The organism is Streptomyces sp. NPDC111656 (genome assembly GCF_055656965.1).
The window spans coordinates 158,642-175,545 of record NZ_JBVKCA010000012.1 but is presented as its reverse complement, the minus strand read 5'-3'; the positions used below and the strand labels follow the sequence as shown (position 1 = coordinate 175,545).

General features: G+C 70.6%; 16 protein-coding genes. 2 read left to right on the top strand and 14 right to left on the bottom strand.

Annotated elements, in window-relative coordinates; translation table 11 throughout:
* The first annotated feature begins 517 nt into the window (after positions 1-517).
* Positions 518-1,468 carry an alpha/beta hydrolase fold domain-containing protein gene (locus ACZ7M3_RS31535; RefSeq protein ID WP_472067579.1) on the top strand — a complete coding sequence of 317 codons (951 nt, stop codon included), beginning with the start codon at positions 518-520 and terminating at the stop codon, positions 1,466-1,468.
* A gap of 136 nt (positions 1,469-1,604) precedes the next feature.
* On the opposite strand, the gene ACZ7M3_RS31530 is transcribed toward ACZ7M3_RS31535, so the two are convergent.
* The 5 genes from ACZ7M3_RS31530 to ACZ7M3_RS31510 form a co-directional block, all read right to left on the bottom strand.
* Complete coding sequence (locus ACZ7M3_RS31530; RefSeq protein WP_472067577.1) at positions 1,605-2,684, bottom strand: Ldh family oxidoreductase; 1,080 nt, start codon at positions 2,682-2,684, stop codon at positions 1,605-1,607.
* 20 nt (positions 2,685-2,704) lie between these two features.
* Complete coding sequence (locus ACZ7M3_RS31525) at positions 2,705-4,438, bottom strand: thiamine pyrophosphate-dependent enzyme (protein ID WP_472067575.1); 1,734 nt, start codon at positions 4,436-4,438, stop codon at positions 2,705-2,707.
* Between the two features lie 13 nt (positions 4,439-4,451).
* Positions 4,452-5,312: an amidohydrolase family protein gene (locus ACZ7M3_RS31520; RefSeq protein ID WP_472067573.1), complete on the bottom strand. Its 861-nt coding sequence runs from the start codon at positions 5,310-5,312 to the stop codon at positions 4,452-4,454.
* A gap of 166 nt (positions 5,313-5,478) precedes the next feature.
* Positions 5,479-6,687, bottom strand: a complete 1,209-nt coding sequence (gene lhgO / locus ACZ7M3_RS31515) for an L-2-hydroxyglutarate oxidase (RefSeq protein WP_472067571.1) — start codon at positions 6,685-6,687, stop codon at positions 5,479-5,481.
* Between the two features lie 30 nt (positions 6,688-6,717).
* Entirely contained in the window at positions 6,718-8,166 is a 1,449-nt protein-coding gene (locus tag ACZ7M3_RS31510; protein WP_472067569.1) for an aldehyde dehydrogenase family protein, read from the bottom strand.
* 237 nt (positions 8,167-8,403) lie between these two features.
* On the opposite strand from ACZ7M3_RS31510, the gene ACZ7M3_RS31505 reads away from it, so the two are divergent.
* The gene (locus tag ACZ7M3_RS31505; protein ID WP_067374769.1) at positions 8,404-8,691 is read left to right on the top strand and encodes a putative quinol monooxygenase; all 288 of its coding nucleotides are present in this window, start codon (positions 8,404-8,406) and stop codon (positions 8,689-8,691) included.
* 64 nt (positions 8,692-8,755) lie between these two features.
* On the opposite strand, the gene ACZ7M3_RS31500 is transcribed toward ACZ7M3_RS31505, so the two are convergent.
* The 9 genes from ACZ7M3_RS31500 to ACZ7M3_RS31460 form a co-directional block, all read right to left on the bottom strand.
* Positions 8,756-9,796 carry a uroporphyrinogen decarboxylase/cobalamine-independent methonine synthase family protein gene (locus ACZ7M3_RS31500; RefSeq protein WP_472067567.1) on the bottom strand — a complete coding sequence of 347 codons (1,041 nt, stop codon included), beginning with the start codon at positions 9,794-9,796 and terminating at the stop codon, positions 8,756-8,758.
* A gap of 3 nt (positions 9,797-9,799) precedes the next feature.
* Entirely contained in the window at positions 9,800-10,297 is a 498-nt protein-coding gene (locus tag ACZ7M3_RS31495) for a GlcG/HbpS family heme-binding protein (protein WP_472067565.1), read from the bottom strand.
* The gene (locus ACZ7M3_RS31490) at positions 10,294-11,097 is read right to left on the bottom strand and encodes an alpha/beta fold hydrolase (protein WP_472067563.1); all 804 of its coding nucleotides are present in this window, start codon (positions 11,095-11,097) and stop codon (positions 10,294-10,296) included. The genes ACZ7M3_RS31495 and ACZ7M3_RS31490 overlap by 4 nt, the downstream gene beginning before the upstream one ends.
* 26 nt (positions 11,098-11,123) lie before the next feature.
* Positions 11,124-11,495, bottom strand: a complete 372-nt coding sequence (locus ACZ7M3_RS31485; protein WP_472067561.1) for a VOC family protein — start codon at positions 11,493-11,495, stop codon at positions 11,124-11,126.
* Positions 11,492-12,286 carry a fumarylacetoacetate hydrolase family protein gene (locus tag ACZ7M3_RS31480; protein ID WP_472067559.1) on the bottom strand — a complete coding sequence of 265 codons (795 nt, stop codon included), beginning with the start codon at positions 12,284-12,286 and terminating at the stop codon, positions 11,492-11,494. The genes ACZ7M3_RS31485 and ACZ7M3_RS31480 overlap by 4 nt, the downstream gene beginning before the upstream one ends.
* Before the next feature lie 5 nt (positions 12,287-12,291).
* A complete protein-coding gene (locus ACZ7M3_RS31475; RefSeq protein WP_472067557.1) occupies positions 12,292-13,740 on the bottom strand; it encodes an NAD-dependent succinate-semialdehyde dehydrogenase in 1,449 nt (482 codons plus the stop codon).
* Between the two features lie 91 nt (positions 13,741-13,831).
* Positions 13,832-14,752 (bottom strand): VOC family protein, encoded by a 921-nt coding sequence (locus ACZ7M3_RS31470; protein ID WP_472067555.1) that lies wholly within the window; start codon positions 14,750-14,752, stop codon positions 13,832-13,834.
* A 96-nt stretch (positions 14,753-14,848) separates the two neighbouring features.
* On the bottom strand, positions 14,849-15,760 hold the full coding sequence (locus ACZ7M3_RS31465) for a LysR family transcriptional regulator (protein WP_472067553.1): 912 nt from the start codon (positions 15,758-15,760) through the stop codon (positions 14,849-14,851).
* A gap of 181 nt (positions 15,761-15,941) precedes the next feature.
* Positions 15,942-16,889, bottom strand: coding sequence for a sugar ABC transporter substrate-binding protein (locus ACZ7M3_RS31460; RefSeq protein WP_472067551.1), 948 nt, complete (start codon positions 16,887-16,889; stop codon positions 15,942-15,944).
* Positions 16,890-16,904: the final 15 nt, after the last annotated feature.

The window sequence follows — 16,904 nt, the reverse complement described above, 5'->3', positions numbered from 1 at the left end:
GCGGAGGAGGGAGTCGACGCGGAGCGTCGGCGAGTGACGACAACGCCGCAGATGGGCGTGCCAACCCCCGCGTCTGCGGCATGATCCGCCGGACAGGCCCTAGGGGCTCGCCCGGTCCATCATGGGGGCTCGCGGGGAAGCCTGCGGACGTGCGGCGCGGCGGGTGCCACGTCGCGCCGCCGTCCGGCTTGGGCCCGGCGCGCAGGAGAGACATGATGAACCTCTGCCTCGCCGCACCTCTTGTTCCACTGGCTGGTGACCACCGACTCGGACACCCGGAGATCGCCTCAACTGGCTTTGCATCATGGCTGCAAGAACAAGGCGTAACCCTTCCCTGCCTTCGCCGGGATCGCCGTCGCCCTGATCCGCCACAGCCTGCCGGACCGGCCGACCACGTCACACGGCGCCGAGAAGGCCCGCATCAACCCCGAGAAGGCTCGGGTGCCCGTGCTAGCATCGCCCCACCAATTGCCAGGAATCCTGTTGATTGGCGACACGGCTCGACGATCGGAACCGTATGTCTCTCCTTGCCCGGCCCGGAGTGGCCTCCTTCGCCGCCAAGTCGATACAGCGCCTCGCCGTGGCGGCCGACCGGCGCCCGAGCGGCCGCGGTTCGGCGGCCGCCTCGCACGGCCGCTTCCCCGAATTCCCGCGCTCTGTGAGCGAGTTGACGGTCCCGACCTCGGTCGCTCCGGCCCGGGTCGTGGTGTATCTGCCGACGTCCGAGGGTCCGCCACCGCCGGTTCACGTCAACTTCCACGGTGGCGGGTACGTGATGCCGCTGACGGAGATCGACGATCCGCTCTGCCGCTTCCTCGCCGCCGAGGCGGGGGTGGCCGTGGTCAACGTCGACTACGTCGTGGCCCCGCAGCACCCGTTCCCCGCCCCGCCCCGGCAGGCCTTCGAGGTCGTCCGGTGGGTCGCCGAGCACGGCGGCGAGCACGGCTGGGACGGCGGCCGCCTGTCCGTGGGCGGACAGAGCGCCGGAGGCGGTCTCGCCGCGGCCGTCGCACGCCAGGCACTCGAGGAGGGCGGGCCCGGCATCGCCCTGCAGGTCCTGCACTACCCGCCGTTGGACCTCGCGACGAGCGCCCGGGACAAGCGCGCCGCCATCGCCAAGCCGGTGCTGCGCCCCTGGATGGGAGAGATCTTCGACAGCTCGTACGTCCCCGACCCGCGCGAGCGTGCCGACCGACTGGTGTCCCCCGCGGGCGCGGCCGACACCGCCGACCTCACGGGCATCGCCCCGGCTCTGGTCGTCACGGCGGAGTACGACCTTCTCAGGGCGGAAGCCGTGCGCTACGCCGAGCGTCTTCAGCGGGCGGGCGCCCTCGTCGAGCACCACGACGTGCTCGGGGTCGATCACGGGTACGACGGGAAGGACGACAAGAAGGCCCTGGAGACCTACGCCGTGATCGCCCGCCATGTGCGGCAGGCCCTCAACCCCGAGGCGCGCGAGGCCGGTTGAGCAGCGCCGAACACCGGGAGGGGCAAGGCGGACCGGAGGCGGTCGTGCGGGCGGGCCCGGGACGGACGAGGCGCCCGCCGCACGTCGGACGCCCCGACCACCCGCTCCTCCATCCCCCTCTCCATGGAGGTGACTGTCAGCCCTGCGAGCGGGCCTCGGGTGGCGTGATGCCCAACCTGTCCGCGCTCTCCGTCAGTTCACGCCACACCTTCGCCGCCACGGGTACCCCCTTCTCGGCGCGCCGCACACTCACGGCGGCACTGCGCTCACCGGGGTAGAACACCCCCTCGGCGCCGTCCGTCGCGGCCAGACCCTTGAGCGTGCCCAGAGTGGCGTCGACAGCCGCCGTGAAGGCGTCCGCGTCACCGAAGGCCGCCGGGTCGATGGCGATGATCAGGGCGTTCTGGCGGTGCCCCCGGCCCTGGGGATCGTCCGAGTGGAAGGCGGCGAAGATCGGCGCGCCGACGAGCACGCTGGTGAGCAGTTCGAACGCCAGCGACATGCCGGACCCCTTGGCACCGCCCAGCGGCAACGGCATGACCGCCTGCTCCGGGTCGGTGGTGGGGGTGCCGTCCGCGGTGGCGGCGGCCCCCTCCGGCAGCGGGGTGCCACTCGCCCTGGCTTGGCGGATCTTCCCCAGGGCGATCGTGGCGGTGGCCATGTCCAGCAGGAGCGGCGCGTGGCTCGCGGCGGGTACGGCGATGGCGAGCGGGCTGGTGGCCACGGCCGCGCCCTTGACCCCGGTGTAGCCCATGTTGGGCATCCCTGCGACGAAGGCGATGCCGACCAGGCCCTGCTCGGCGATCTTCGACACGTAGTAGCCGATGGCGCCGGTGTGGACGGTCCGGCGCACCCCCACGGCCGCGACACCCCCCGCCCTGGCCCGGGTCACCGCCTCCTCGGCGGCCGCGGTGAGGGCCACCGGGCCGGGCGCGCGGTCGGCGTCGAGGACGGCGACCGCCGACGTACCGGACGCGAACGTCATCTCGGGCCGGGCGTTGGCCACCCCCTTGGCGAGCAGCTCCAGATAGGCGGGGACCCGCGCGGTGCCGTGGGAGTCGACGCCGCGCAGCGCGGCCCAGACGAACACGTCGGCGGTGGTGCGGGCGTGCTCGGGGCCGAGTCCGCCCTTCTCCAGGAGGGCGGCGGCGAAGGCGCGCAGATCGTCGGCCGGGACAAGGACCTTGCCCGGCTTGGGCGTTGGGGTGTCGGTCATGGTGGCGGGGGCCTCCTGGGTCAGCGGGTGACGAGAACGTCGACGACGGCGGTGGTGCCCTCCGTCACGGCCTTGAGCGCGCGCTCCAGGGCGGGGGCGAGCGCGTCCGGTGCGTCGACGGTCTCGGTGTGCATGCCGAACGGCTCGGCGAACTGGGCGAGTCGGGGCAGCCGGTGCAGATCGGTGCCGAGCCACTCGCCGGTCTCGGCGGCCGCGCCCTCGGGGTAGAACCTGCGGTGGTTGAGGTTCATCGACTTGTAGGCGCGGTTGTTGAACACCACGATGAGCAGTGGCAGGTCGTACGCCTTGGCGGCGTCGTACGACGGGATGACGGGGTTGTACGCGAAGGCCCCGTCGCCGATGGTGAGGACCACGGACCTTTCCCTGGCGGCGAGTTTGACGCCGAGGGCCACGGCGATGCCCTGGCCGAGTCCGCCCTGCACATAGAAGTACGAGTCGGGGTCGGAGGTCTGCACATGGCGTTTCACGACGCGGCTGTGGGTGATCGTCTCGTCGACGACGATCGCGTCCCGCCCGTCGAGCAGCCCCCGCAGGGTCGCGGCCACGAGCACCGGGTCGATGCCCTCGGCCCCTGCCGCCTTGGCCTCGGCCGCGGCGATCGCGGCCTGTTCGTCGGCGTGCCGCTCCTCCTGCGCGCAGCGCCGCGCGGTGGCGGCGGCCACGGCTGTCTCGTCGGCGTGGGCGGCCTTCGCCCGCTTGGTGAGCTGGCGCAGGGTGTTGGCGACGTTGCCCTCCAGGTACCGCTCGGCGAAGAGGACTTGGTAGACGACGTGCGGGCGCTGCGGCACCTCGTCGATGACGACGATCCGCGCCTTCGACGGGCGGCGCGAGGGCGGGTAGAAGGGCGCGCGGCAGTTGACGAGGAGGATGAGGTCGGCCTCGTCCATCCAGGGGCCGATGTCGCTGCCGGCGTGCAGCGGGTGGGTGCGCGGGAAGTTGCCGCACACGGCCGAATCGGGCTCGACGACCGGAATGTTCCACGCTTCGGCGAAGGCCAGGAGCGCCTCGAAGCCGCCCGCCTCACGGCCCGCCGTCTCGGTGACGATCACGGGGCTGTCCGCCTCGCGGATCAGCTGGGCGACGAGGTCGACCTCTTCGGGGGAGCTGTGCGTGGAGCCCGGCGGGACCACGGGCACGGCCTCCCGGCCGTCCCACTCCTCCAACAGGATCTCCAGCGGGACGTTGAGGTAGGCCGGGCCCGCCGGGGCCCGCCAGGACAGCTCCGCCGCCCGCGTGATCATCGTGGGCAGGGTGTGGACGCTCGCCGCCTCGTTGGCCCACTTGGTGAAGGGCTGGGCGACGCCGTGCGGGCCGCCCACGAAAGACAGGTTGCGGTACCACTGGCCGCCCGGGTCCTGACCGGGGCCGTCGCCGTACGTGGTCGACTCCGAGGAGGCGACCACCATCGGGACGCCGGCGAGGAGCGCGCCGTGGACGGCCATGGAGCCCTGCAGCAGTCCGGGGGCCGCGTGCAGCAGTACGCCCTGCGGCCGGCGCTCGATCAGTCCGTAGCCGGTGGCCATGCCGACGGCGACGGTCTCGTGGGTCAGGTCGAGGTAGCGCGGGCACGGCAGCCCGTCACGGTGGCGGCGGGCGAGGGACTCCCACACCGGAGCCCATTCGGACCCCGAGGAGCAGAAGAGGTAGTCGGCGCCGACGGCGTTGAAGGCGGCCACGAAGGCATCGCCGCCGTCACCTCCGGCGGCGTCCGGTGTGTTCCGGGTGTCCGTCATCTCGTGTGCTTCCTCAGCCCTCGATCGGCCAGTTCAGGACCTCGGAGATACCCCGCCCCATGATCCACTCGAGCTCCTCGGGGGTGAAGTCCCAGTGCTTGGTGAACTGTTCGATGGTGTCGGTGTAGGTGATGCCGTGGCCGAGCAGCCGGGTGATGTCGGTGCCGTAGAAGCAGCGCTGCGGGCCCATCCTGTCCACCATCTCGCGCACGTACTTCTCGATGTTCTTGTTCGGGAAGGGCTGCGTCGAGTAGCCCGGCAGCGCGGAGACCTTCACGTAGATGTTGGGGTGCTCGGCGAGGTCCGCGGTCTCCTGGACCCAGTAGCCGATCGCGTCGTCCACGCAGCGGGCCATGATGCCCATGTGGTCGATGATGATCTTCAGCCCGGGGTGCTCGGCGGCGATCCGGCCGAGTTCACGCTTCCAGATCGGGGCGTGGACCATGGTGGGGACGGAGAGTTCCTCGGCGATCGGCCAGTACCAGTCGTTGGTCCCGTCGATCATCCAGTTGCGGTCCTGGGGGCGGTGGAAGGTGAGCCGGGTGCCCTTGATGTACGGGTTCTGCGCGAACTCCTTCAGCAGGGCGGTGCCCTCGACCGGGTCGTCCTGTGGGACACGGGCCATGATGCCGAAGCGGTCGGGGTGCGCCTCGCAGGCCTCGAGCGCGTAGTCGATGCGGTTGCCCTCCCACGACGGGGGCAGGATCAGCGCCCGGTTGACGCCGGCCTCGTCCATCAGCTCGAGGGCCTCCTCGTAGGAGAAGGGGTCCTCGCGGTGGCCGTTGAGGCGGATGCGCTCACGCGCGCCCGGGACCCAGGGGCGGTCCGGGGTCTCTTCCTTCCAGATGTGGATCTGCGTGTCGACAACGAACATGTCCTCGGCTCTTTCTCTCGAATTATCTCGAAGGGGACGTGCTTCCCTCGAAGGGAAGGGGGTGGCGGGGTGGTGTGGAAGGAACGCTAGGCGGGTGGTGGGGCCTTGCCGAGTCCCCGGGATGCAAGCACTACTTGCGCGAAAGTCCCCCGTACGCAGGGCATTTTCAGATGGCGGAAGTGTCGCCGAGCACGGCGTCCACGATGTGCTCGGCGATCGCCATGGAGGCCGTGGCGGCCGGGGAGGGCGCGTTGCGGACGGCGGTGATCCGGCCCACCTGGTGGATGCGGAAGTCGTCCACGAGCGTGCCGTCCGGGTCCAGGGCCTGGGCGCGTACGCCGGCTCCGCCGCGGACCACGTCCGAGACGCCGACATCGGGAACGTACAGCTGGGCGTCCTTCATGAACGCCGCCCTGGACAGCGAGCCGCGGTACTCCCTGATGCCGGTCCTCCAGTGCCGCGCGGCCATCCTCCAGGAGCCGGGATAGGCCGCGAGTCCCGCGAGGTCCTTCGGTGAGATCCTGCCGAGCGTGTAGCCCTCCCTGGCCAGGGCCAGGACGGCGTTCGGACCGACCTCGACCGAGCCGTCGACGCGGGGGGTGAAGTGCACGCCGAGGAAGGGGTAACGCGGGTCCGGGACCGGGTAGATCAGCCCGCGCACCAGGTCCGTCCGCTCCGGCCTGAGCAGCATGTACTCGCCCCGGAACGGGACGATCCTCGGCTCCTTCTTGTCCTGGGCGAACCGGGCGACGGAGTCCGAGTGGAGGCCCGCGCAGAGGATCAGCCGGTCGACGCGGACACGCTCCTGCCCGGAGGCCACCTCGATGCCGCCCGGCACGTCGGTGATCGAGGTGACCGGGAATCCGAGGCGCACCTCGCCGCCCGAGGCCTCGACGTCCTTGGCGAACTCCCGGGCGATCGCCGGGTAGTCGGTGATCGCGGTGCGCGGGGAGTACAGCGCCGCGATGCCCCCGGCGTGGGGCTCCAGCTCCCTGATCTCCTCCTTCGAGGCCTTCCTCAACTCGGGCACATGGTTGTTCCTGGCCCGTTCGTAGAGGTTCTCCATCCGGCCCAGCTCGTCCTCGCGCACCGCCATGACGAGCTTGCCGATCTCCGCGTACGGCAGGCCCCGGTCCTGGCAGTACTCGCGCAGGACGGACACGCCCCGCACGCACAGGTCCGCCTTGAGGCTGCCCGGCGCGTAGTAGATGCCGGCGTGCACGACGCCCGAGTTGTGCCCGGTCTGGTGGACGGCGACCGCCCGCTCCTTCTCCAGCACCACGACCCGGGTACCGGGGCGGCGCAGGGCGATCGCACGCCCCGTGGCCAGGCCCACGATGCCGGCGCCGACGATGCCGATCGTCTCGTCAGCCATCGGCTTCCCTCCTGATTCTCGCCGAGGCCGTCACGCACCGAAGTGCACGGCGACCGTCTTGACCCGGGTGTAGAAGCGCAGGGCCTCCTCGCCCTGCTCCTTGAACGGCGATCCGGAGTCGCGGAAGCCGCCGAAGGGGTGGTGGACGTCCCAGCCCGAGGTGGTGGTGTTCACCGCGATCTGGCCGCACTCGGCCTCGTCGGCGAAGCGGTACGCGGCGCCCAGGTTCTGGGTGAACACGGCGGCGGCGAGGCCGAAGACGGAGTCGTTGACGGCCTCGACCGCCTCCTCGAAGGAGTCCACCGGAAGCAGGGCGACGACGGGCCCGAACACCTCCTCGCGCCAGATGTCCAGCTCCGGGGTCATGTCTCCCAGCACGGTGGGATTGACGTAGCACCCGTGGCTCAGTGCCTCGTCGCCCGGCTGGTCTCCGCCGACGAGGACCGTCGCGCCCTGCTTGACCGCGCGTTCGATGTCGGACAGGACGCCGTCACGCTGACGGGCGCTCACCAGCGGGCCCATCGTGGTGCCCTCGGCAAGGCCCGGACCGACGCGCAGCGCGGTCGCCTCGGCGAGCAGCAGCGCGGTGAACTCCTCGTACACGGGCCGCTCGACGATCACCCGGCTGGTGGCGGTGCAGCGCTGCCCGGCCTGGGCGAAGCCCGCGGCGGCGACCGCTTTCGCGGCGGCGGTGAGGTCGGCGTCGGCGAGCACGACGGTCGCGTTCTTGCCACCGAGTTCGCCTTGGAAGCGGATGTTGCTGTTGGCGAGCCGGCCGCGCAGGGCCTCGCCGACCTCGTTGCTGCCGGTGAAGGTGAGCGCGGCCAGGCGCGGGTCGGAGATCAGCGCCTCGGAGATCTCCGCCCCGCGCCCCGTGACCACGTTGAGGACACCGGCGGGCAGACCCGCGTCGTGGAGGGCGCGGGCGAAGTGCAGAGCCGCCTGCGGGGTGTCGGTGGCCGGCTTGAGGAGGGCCGCGTTGCCCGCCGCGAGGCAGGGCGCCAGCTTGCGGGCCGGGGTGATGAGCGGGTCGTTCCACGGGGTGATCGCGAGGACGATGCCGAGCGGTTCGCGCTGGTGGTGGGTACGGGTGTCCGGGCGGACGTCGTGCACGAGGGTGCCGTACCCCTGCCGGGCGAGACCCGCGTAGTACTCCAGGAAGTCCGCGGCCTTGATCGTCTCACCGGTCGCCTCGGCCCGTGTCTTGCCCATCTCGGTCGCCAGGTCCTCGGCGATCTCCTCGAGGCGCTCGCGCAGCAGCCGGGCGGCGTCGGTCATGATCCGGGCGCGCTCGAAGGGGCTGGTGCGCTTCCAGACGGCGAAGCCCCGCTCGGCGTGGTCGTAGGCGCGGGTGATGTCGGCGGCGCTGAGTGCGGGGACGCGGGCGACGGGGGTCCGCAGATCGGAGGGGTCGTGGACGTCGATCCACTCACCGGTCGCCACCCACTCTCCGCCGAAGAGGGTTTCCAGGGTTCGCATGGAGATCACTTCCTTCGTCCGCCGCGGTGCGGGATCCGCGGTCTGCACAGGGAGCGGCCGCAGGGGGCCGGATGTGACAACACACCATGTCGGGGCGGTGCCACCAGACCCGCGCAGGCAGTCATTGCTTGCGCCGCGCGCGGGTCGGCGGGCGACTGATCCGTGCTGGAATCTGCAGGCCGGACGGTGTGTACGACGCCGCCGGGAGCCGGAGACAGGCCCTAAGGAGAAACAGACATGGCCTACGCAGTAGTCGCCCACTACCGCTGCGAGCCCGCCGACGAGGACACCGTGCGCGCCGCGCTGTTGAAGGTGCGCGAACACACCCGCGCCGAGCCGGCGAACCTGGCGTACGAGGTGCACGCCGAGGTGGACCGGCCGGGTGGTTTCGTGCTGTACGAGCAGTACGCCGACCGCGCCGGCTTCGACGCGCACAAGGTCGCCGACCACTTCACCGAGCTGATCGTGGAGACGGTGTGGCCGCTGCTGACCGAGCGCACGGTGACCTTCGCCGAGGTTCTCTGACGCCGAGGTTCTCCGAAGGCCTGCCGGGAAGCGCGGGCGCGCTTCCCGGCCCCTGGCCCGCAGGTCAGAACTCGTTGCCCCAGCAGTAGCGGGCGACGGTCTCCACCAGTACCAGCTTGCGGCGCTGGTTCTCGGCGCTCAGCAGCGGACGGGTCGCCGCGTCGGCGAAGCCGCGGGACGGCGATACGGCCATGTCCTCGAGGTCCTTGACCTCGGCGGCGGCGTCGATGCGGGCCATCACCGTGTCGATGTCCTCGAGTGCGGACACGGTCGCGTCCACCACGCCCAGGCACGCGTCGCGGTCCTCCGGCAGGGCCCTGACCAGGTCGAGTTCGGCGTCGGTGCCCTTGTCGTACGGCAGGATCCAGCGGTCGGCCGGGATCCCGCCGTACAGTCGCTCGGTCCTGGCCCGGTCCACCGCGGCGGGTGCCTCCCAGCCGGGGCACACGCCGATCCTGACTCCCTCCGGGCGCTCTTCCAGTCGTACCGCCAGGGCGTCGACGGCCAGCGCGTCCTCCAAGGGCAGCACGCCGGGGGCGGCCGGGTCGGCGGCGACGTGGCCGATCAGCAGCGGGTTGTTGAGCTGGACGAGCCGGACGCCTCGGGAGACCAGCAGCGCGATCTCCGCCTGGATGATCTCCGCGAGGGCCTCCCCGAGTTCACGTGCCGAGGAGGGCCCGCCCGATGCGGCGAGTTCGGGTACGAAGGTGGTGGCGGCCAGATAAGCCGGGGAGGGCAGCGAGGCCTTGGGGGCGATCACCGTCAGCCCGGTGAGCCGCCCGGCCCAGTCGGCGAGCAGCGGACCGTTCGCCTTGGGCAGCGTTTCCGCCACCCAGCGCGGCAGTCCGTCGGGGGTTTCCGTGTCCGTGCGACGGAAGCCGGAGACGGCGTCGAAGACCGCGCTGCGGAAGTCCTCCCGGGGGAAGTCCCCGTCGGTGACGACCGTGGTACGCAGCTTCCGCTGGAGGGCCACCGCCTCCTCGACCGCGTCGAGTTCCGCCTTCAGCACGATCTCGGGGTCGCCCTCGGCCCGCGCGGTCAGGAGAGTGCCGGGGCGGACCAGGCTGCCGTGGTGGTCGATGCGGTAGTTGAACGTGTCCGCCATGGCTCAGGCCTCCTTCTCGGTCTTCTCGGTCTTCTCGGCGTTCGGGACCGGCTTGCCCGCGACGCCCCAGGCGGCGAACTCCAGCTCGTAGCCGAGGGATTCGAGGACGTCGTCGGCGACCTGCTGGTCCTCGTCCGCGGTGCCGCCGGCGATGCCGAGGCCGCCGATGATCTCGCCGTCCTTCTTGATGGTGACGCTGCCCTCGGTGGCCATGATCGGCTGGGCGGCGCCGGGCAGCTGGGAGAGCTGGGAGAAGAACACCGGCTGGCTCTCCTGCCACTTCTTCAGCATCTTGCCGGGCCGCTGCATCACGGCGGCGGTGTACGCCTTGGCGCGGGCGATGTCCGGGGTGAGCGGGCGCGCACCGTCCGAGCGGCGGACGCTGACGACGAAGCCTCCCGCGTCCACCACGGCGACGCTCACCGCCTTCCCGAGCGACTGGGCGCGCTTCAGGGCGGCGTCGACGATCTCTTCGGCGGCATCGAGGGTGAGGCTGCTCATGCGGCTTCCTTCTGTGCGGTGAGGGTGCGGCGCAGCTGGGCGACGGCCACGTTGTACTGCTCGGGCGCCTCCCAGTACATGGAGTGCGGGGCGTCCGGGACGATCTCCAGATGTGAGCCGGGCAGCAGTTCGTGGGCGCGGGTCACGGTCTTCACGCTGAGTACCGCGTCCTTCTCCGCGGCCAGGAAGGCGACCTTGACGCCCGAGTTCTGGATCTCCTCCAGCGAGGGGCCGTTGGTGTCGAGGTTGCGCAGGTCGGCCATCTTGGCGACGTTGAAGGTGCCCATCTGCTGGAAGAGGAAGGTGAGGTCGGGTCGCTCCTGTTGGAACCGCCGGGTGAGCAGGCGGTCGATGACGGGGAGCTTGACGGCCTCGGCTCGGTCGGCGGCGGCGAGTTCCTTCAGCTCGGGGTGGCTGATGCCGCCCAGCGAGTGGCCGAGGGCGACCACGGAGACGCGCTCGGGGCGCAGGAGGGCGGCGCGCAGGGCGGCGACGGAGCCGATGGACTGGCCGACGAGCATGACGTCGGTCAGGTCCTCCTGGTCGAGTACGGCGACGACGTCACCGGGGAAGTCCTGTCCGTCGAACTCGGGCTTCGAGGAGTGCGGACGGGCCGGGGCGTCGGACTTGCCGAAGCCGCGCAGGTCCATGGTGACGACCGTGAACTCCTCGCGCAGGGCGGCCACTTGCTGCCACCAGGCGGCGTGATGGCCGCCGCTGCCGTGCACGAACAGGATCGCCGGACCGCTGCCGTGGCGCTCGTAGTAGAGGGAGGTGCCGTCGGAGTCGACGATGGGCATGTCAGTGAACTCCTAGCCGAATGCGGTCAGTTGGGACGCTTGCCGTGGAAGACCAGCTCGATCATGGTGTGGTCGGGGTCGTGGACGTAGCAGAACTTGGACTGGTTCTCCGGCCGCTCGATCGGGCGGGTGTGCCGGATGCCGAGCTCCTTCAGATGGGTGAGGAACTCGTCCCAGTCGTCGACCTCGACGGCGAAGTGATAGGGCGCCATGCGCTCCATCTCCTCGACCGGGGTGAAGTGCAGGTCGAAGTTGCCGCGGGTCATGAGCACCACGCGGGTGTTGGACTTGGGCATGATCCGCTTCATCCCGAAGACTTTCGTGTACCAGTCGGCCGTGCGGTCGGGGTCGGTGGTGGGGAAGTTGACGTGGTGGATGTAGCGGGGTGCGGTGCTCATGACGGATTCCCTTCGCTGTGTACGGGGTTGGACAGGACACCGATGCCGCTGATCTCGATGTCCACGGTGTCCCCGGGCTCCAGTTGGCAGGTGGACTCGGCGCCCATCCACAGCACGTCACCCGGCTGCAGGGTGCTGCGCCGGGCGATCTCGACGATGAAGTCGAAGGGGTCGAAGACCATGTCGCCGGTCGCGAACGACGCCCGGACCTCCCCGTTGACGCGGAGCGTGGTGGTCTGTGCCAGGGCGTCGACGTCGGTCTCGATCCAGGGGCCCATGGGCTTGAACGTGTCGCTGTTCTTGCTGCGCCAGAACGTGCGGTCCTGATGCTGCCAGGTGCGGGCGCTGACGTCGTTGCCGATGGTCCAGCCGAAGACGGCTTCCTGGGCTTCCTTGTACGTGGCGTGCCGCAGCGTTCGGCCGATGACCGCGACGAGTTCGGGCTCCGCCTCGAACCGGCCCTCGACGCCGGCCGGCTTGACGATGGGCGAACCGTGCCCGGTGAGCGCGTTGTTGGCGCGGTAGCCCACCTCGGGACGGGTGGGGACCTCGGCGCGGGCGTGATCGATGTGCCGCGGGTAGTTCATGCCGACCGCGTAGAACACGGGCGGGACGACGACGGGCAGCCAGGTCGCGTCGGCGCGCGGCACCGTGCCGACCACGGTGGGGCCGCGTTCGCCGTGCTGCTGCCGCGTGGCGTCGAGGGGGGACTCGGACAGCAGCTCGATGTCCTCCTCCCCCACCCTGCCCCACACCGCCCGTCCGCCGACCGAGACACGGGTGTATCGCATGACGCTCAGCCCGCCAGCAGATGGGAGACGCGCTTGGTGATCAGGTAGGCGTCGAGGGCCTCGGGCCCGCCCTCCCTGCCGTAGCCGCTCTCCTTGACGCCGCCGGAGGGGGCCTCGCTGACGGAGCCGCCGCAGTGGTTGACGGAGAGGATGCCGGCCTCCAGTTCACGCACCAGGTGCTCGGCGGTGGCGGCGGACTCGGTGAAGCCGTAGGCGGCGAGGCCGTACGGCAGCGCGTTCGCGGTCGTGAGCGCCTCGTCGAGGTCATCGAAGGGGACGATCGGCGCGAGGGGTCCGAACGGTTCCTCGTGCAGGAGGCCCGCGTCCGCAGGTACGTCGGTCAGGACGGTCGGCGTGAAGAAGTACCCGGCGCGGTCGAGGCGTTCGCCGCCGGTGCGGACGCTCGCTCCCCGGCTGACGGCATCGGCGGTCAGACGCTGAACGGCCTGGAGCCGACGCTCGTTGGCGAGCGGCCCCATGGTGGTGCCCTCGGCCAGGCCGTCGCCGACGACGACCGCTTCGGCGGCCTTCACGAACTCCGCGGTGAAGTCCTCGACGAGGCCCTCGTGGACCAGGAACCGGCTCGGTGAGGTGCACACCTGTCCGGCGTTGGCGAACTTCGCCTGGGCGGCGCGGCGCGCGGCCCTCACCGGGTCGGCGTCCGCGCACACGATCACCGGGGCGTGGCCGCCCAACTCCATCAGGGAGGGCTTCATGACCTCGCCGGCCGCGGCGGCGAGCAGCTTACCCACGGGGACCGAGCCGGTGAAGGCGATCAGACGGGTGATCGGGGAGGCGATGAGGTGCGCGGAGACCTCGGCGGGTTCGCCGAAGACGAGGTTGAGCGCACCGGCCGGCAGGCCCGCGTCCACGAAGCAGCCGACGAGGGCGGCGGCGGTCGCGGGCGTCTCCTCGGAGGCCTTGATGATGATGGAGCAGCCCGCGGAGAGCGCGGAGGAGATCTTCCGCATCGGGCCGCCCGCCGGGAAGTTCCAGGGGACGAACGCGGCCACGGGTCCGATGGGTTCACGTCGTACGGACAGCAGGGTGCCGGGGGCCGAGGGGATGATGCGGCCGTAGGCGCGGCGGGCGTCGTCGGCGTGCCAGCGCAGGGTGTCCGCGACGCGGCGGGCCTCCCCGGTGGCCTCGGCGAGGGGCTTGCCCTGCTCCAGGGTCATGATCCGGCCGACTTCGGTGCTGCGCTCGGTGAGCAGGTCGGCGGCGGCGTGCAGGAGGGCGGTGCGTCGTGCGACGGGTGTGTCGCGCCAGGCACTGAAGCCCCCGGCGGCGGCGGCCAGGGCGCGGTCCAGGTCGTCGGTGGTGGCGAGCGGTACTTCTCCGATCACCTCCTCGGTGGCGGGGTTCACGATCGGGGCGGTCCGTCCGGTGCCGCCCTGGCACCACTGGCCCGCTATGTACATGCGGACGGCGGGGTAGCCGTGGTCGGAGGTCATGAGTGGGTGCCCTCTCAGGCTGGCGAGCGAAGCGAATGGAGGTTTCCCCCGGCCCACGGCGCGGGCTTCCCCGGCCGAAGGCGGCGGAGGGTCAGGAGGCGGAGGCGTCCTGCTGGTCGCGGTTGGTGCGCAGCGCCCAGATGTGGTGGGGCGGGGTGGTCTCGTGGACCCGGGTCTCGTAGCGGTCGTCGACGCGGTCCATGTCGGCGGCGTACTCGACCCGTCCGCCGCAGGGTGCGTGCACGAACCGGAAGACGTTCGAACCGACGGTGTGGCGGCCGAGTCTGCGGGCCTCGCGCCAGCCGTGGTCGATCATGTGGTTGCCGCCCTCGATGACGTCGTCGAAGCCGGGCACCTCGTAAGCGATGTGGTTGACGCCGGCCTTGTCGGGGCGGTGGCACAGCAGGATGGTGTGCTGGTCCTGGTCGCCCGGGGCCTGCATGAAGACGCCCATGGGTTTCACCACGTCGGTGGGCCGGAAGCCGAGCAGTTCCACGTAGAACGCGACGGCCTCCTCGCGGCCCTCCTTGAGGATGTTGAGGGCCACATGGCACATCCGCAGGGGGTGGACGCGGGTGATCGGCTCCAGGGCGGTGTTCCAGCGGTCTACGCTGCCCAGGGCGTTGGCCGGCCGGGGGGTGAGGGGCGCGGGCTTGGGCCGGGCCAGGGTCAGACCGACTCCGAAACCGGTCTCGTCCACGGTGTGGAACACTCCGGCGGCGTCCTCCCGGACCGCCCGGTCCCGGCCGACGGCCGCGACGATCCGCTTCAGCTCCGTCGCCGTGTCGACGCCCCACACCACCTCGCGCAGGGTGGGACCCGCTTCCACCGGCGGCGGCAGCAGCGGCCCTGGGTCGGTGTCGAGGTGGAGGGTCTGCCCGGTGAGCGTCTCGAACACCGCGTACTCGTCGGTCCGTTCCACCAGGAACAGTCCGAAGTCGTCGAAGAAACGGGCGCATTCGTCGAGGTCGCCGATGCCGTAGGTGACCGATTCGATTCTCTGGATTCCCATGGTCTCCTCGTTTCACGGGTCGCCTGGTGAGCGTAGATTTCGGGTGGCGGCGGCTCAACGCTCGGGGCCGACGGACTGTGCAATCGTTTCTTGCGGTTACGGCCGGATCGCCGGAATGGGATTCTGCGAGAACCAGTCCGTCAGAAAGCCGAGGAAGACGCTGATCTTGCGCGGGGTGTCCTGCCCGGGGCCGTAGATCGCGTACAGCGGCCGGTCGGGCACCGCGAGTTCGGGCAGCAGGACCTGCAGAGCGCCGGAGACCAGGTCGTCGTAGGCCGGTCGCTGCGGGAGCAGGGCGAGACCGCGCCCGTGCACGGCCGCTTTCTGCAGGGCGATGTAGGAGTTGGACGAGAAGGCGATGTTGCGGATCTTGTGCAGGGTGGACGCGTGTCCGTGGCCGATGCGCCAGACCGGGTCGTTGACGTGCACGAGGCAGTCGTGGTGCGCGAGGCCGTTCGGCTCGGTCAGTGGCCCGTTCCGGTTGAGGTATTCCTTGGCGGCGCACAGCACGAACGGGAGCGAGGCGATCTTCTTGAGGCGGACGCTGGAGTCCCGGAGGTCGCGGGTGTGGAATGCCACGTCGAATCCGCCGTCCAGGAAATCGTAGGTCCGGTCGGACATGCCGCCGAGTTCGAATCGCACCTGGATTTTCGGGTGTGCGGCGGAAAAGGCGGCGATGGCGTCTCCGAGGTCCAGGCTGCCTATCCATTTGGGACAGATGATGCTGAGCGTCCCTTCGGCGCGGTCGTGGAGTTGGGCGATGCCGGCGTCCTCGGCCTCGATCTCCTCCAGGATGCGCGCGGCGAACTCCGCGTAGCGCTGGCCGGGTTCGGTGAGGCTCACCGAACGGGCCGTGCGGTTGACCAGGCGGACCCCCACCTGCCGTTCCAGCTCGGCGACGTGCCGTGACACCAGCGAGCCCGAGGAGCCCAGCTTCTTGGCGGCTCCGCTGAAACTGCCGGATTGCGCGACGGTGACGAAGCTGTGCATGAGGAGCAAGCGATCCATGTTTCCTCCGGAGGCCCATGACTGCCAGGGGTGGGCCCCGGCGGCGGTGCCGGTCGTACGGGTGTGCGGGCGTACCGCGCCGGAATGTCCTCGAGGCGGCTGGTCGGGCATTCCGGCGACGCGGTGGACGGGCGGCTCGGGACGCCTGCGCGACAGACACCGCTTCGCGGTGCGGGTTCGGTTACTTGGGGCAGTACTGGGGTGCCTTGCTCAGGTTGTCCTTGGTGACCAAGAGAAGAGGAATGTTGGCAATCTTGTCAACCTTCTTCTTGCCCAGAAGTCCGATCGCGTTCTTGGCCGCGGTCTGGCCGATCGTCATCGCCGAGTTGGCCACGGTGGCGGAGAAGCGGCCGTCCTTGACGGCGGCCAGGCCCTCGTCGGTGCCGTTGGTGGTCACGATCTTGACGTTCTTGGCGCCGGCCGCGTCGAACGCCTTGCGTGCCGCGAGGCCCATCTCCTCGTTGGCGACGAAGGCGTAGGCGAGGTCCGGGTGGGCCTGGATCATGTTCTCGGCGACGTCCTGCGCCTTGGCGGCGTTGAACATGCCTGGCTGGTTCGCGACCACCTTGGCGTTGCCGGGCAGCGCCTTGGTGAAACCGCCCACCAGCAGATCGGAGGCGGCACCGGGCGCACCCGCGATGACACCGACCTGTACGTCCTTGCCGCCCGCGTCCTTCGCGACCCAGCCGGCGTCCAGGGCCCCGACCTTGCCCAGGTCGACGACCGCCGCGCCGAGGATGTCGTTCACGTCGCTGGTGGCCACGGACGTCAGGTAGATCGGAATGTTCGAGGCCTTGGCCTTGGCTATGTCGCCCTTGAGCGCGTCGACGTTGACGGTCTGCACGATGAGCGCGCTGACATTGCGGGAGATCATGTCCTCGATATTGGACAGTTCGGTGCCGGAGTTCTGGTGGGAGTTGGCCGTGTAGACCTTCGCCCCTTCCGACTTCGCCGTCTGTTCCAGGGCTTTCTGCAAACAGGTGTGGAATTCGGTGTCGGCGCCGTTGACGAACCCGAGGGACACGGAGCCGGACCCACTTCCGGTGTCCTTGCCGCAGCCGCTCAGCACCAGGGTGGTGCCGGCGACGGCGGCGAGCAACGCTCGGCGGGAGCGGGCGGAGAGTCTCATGGGCGTACGCCTTTC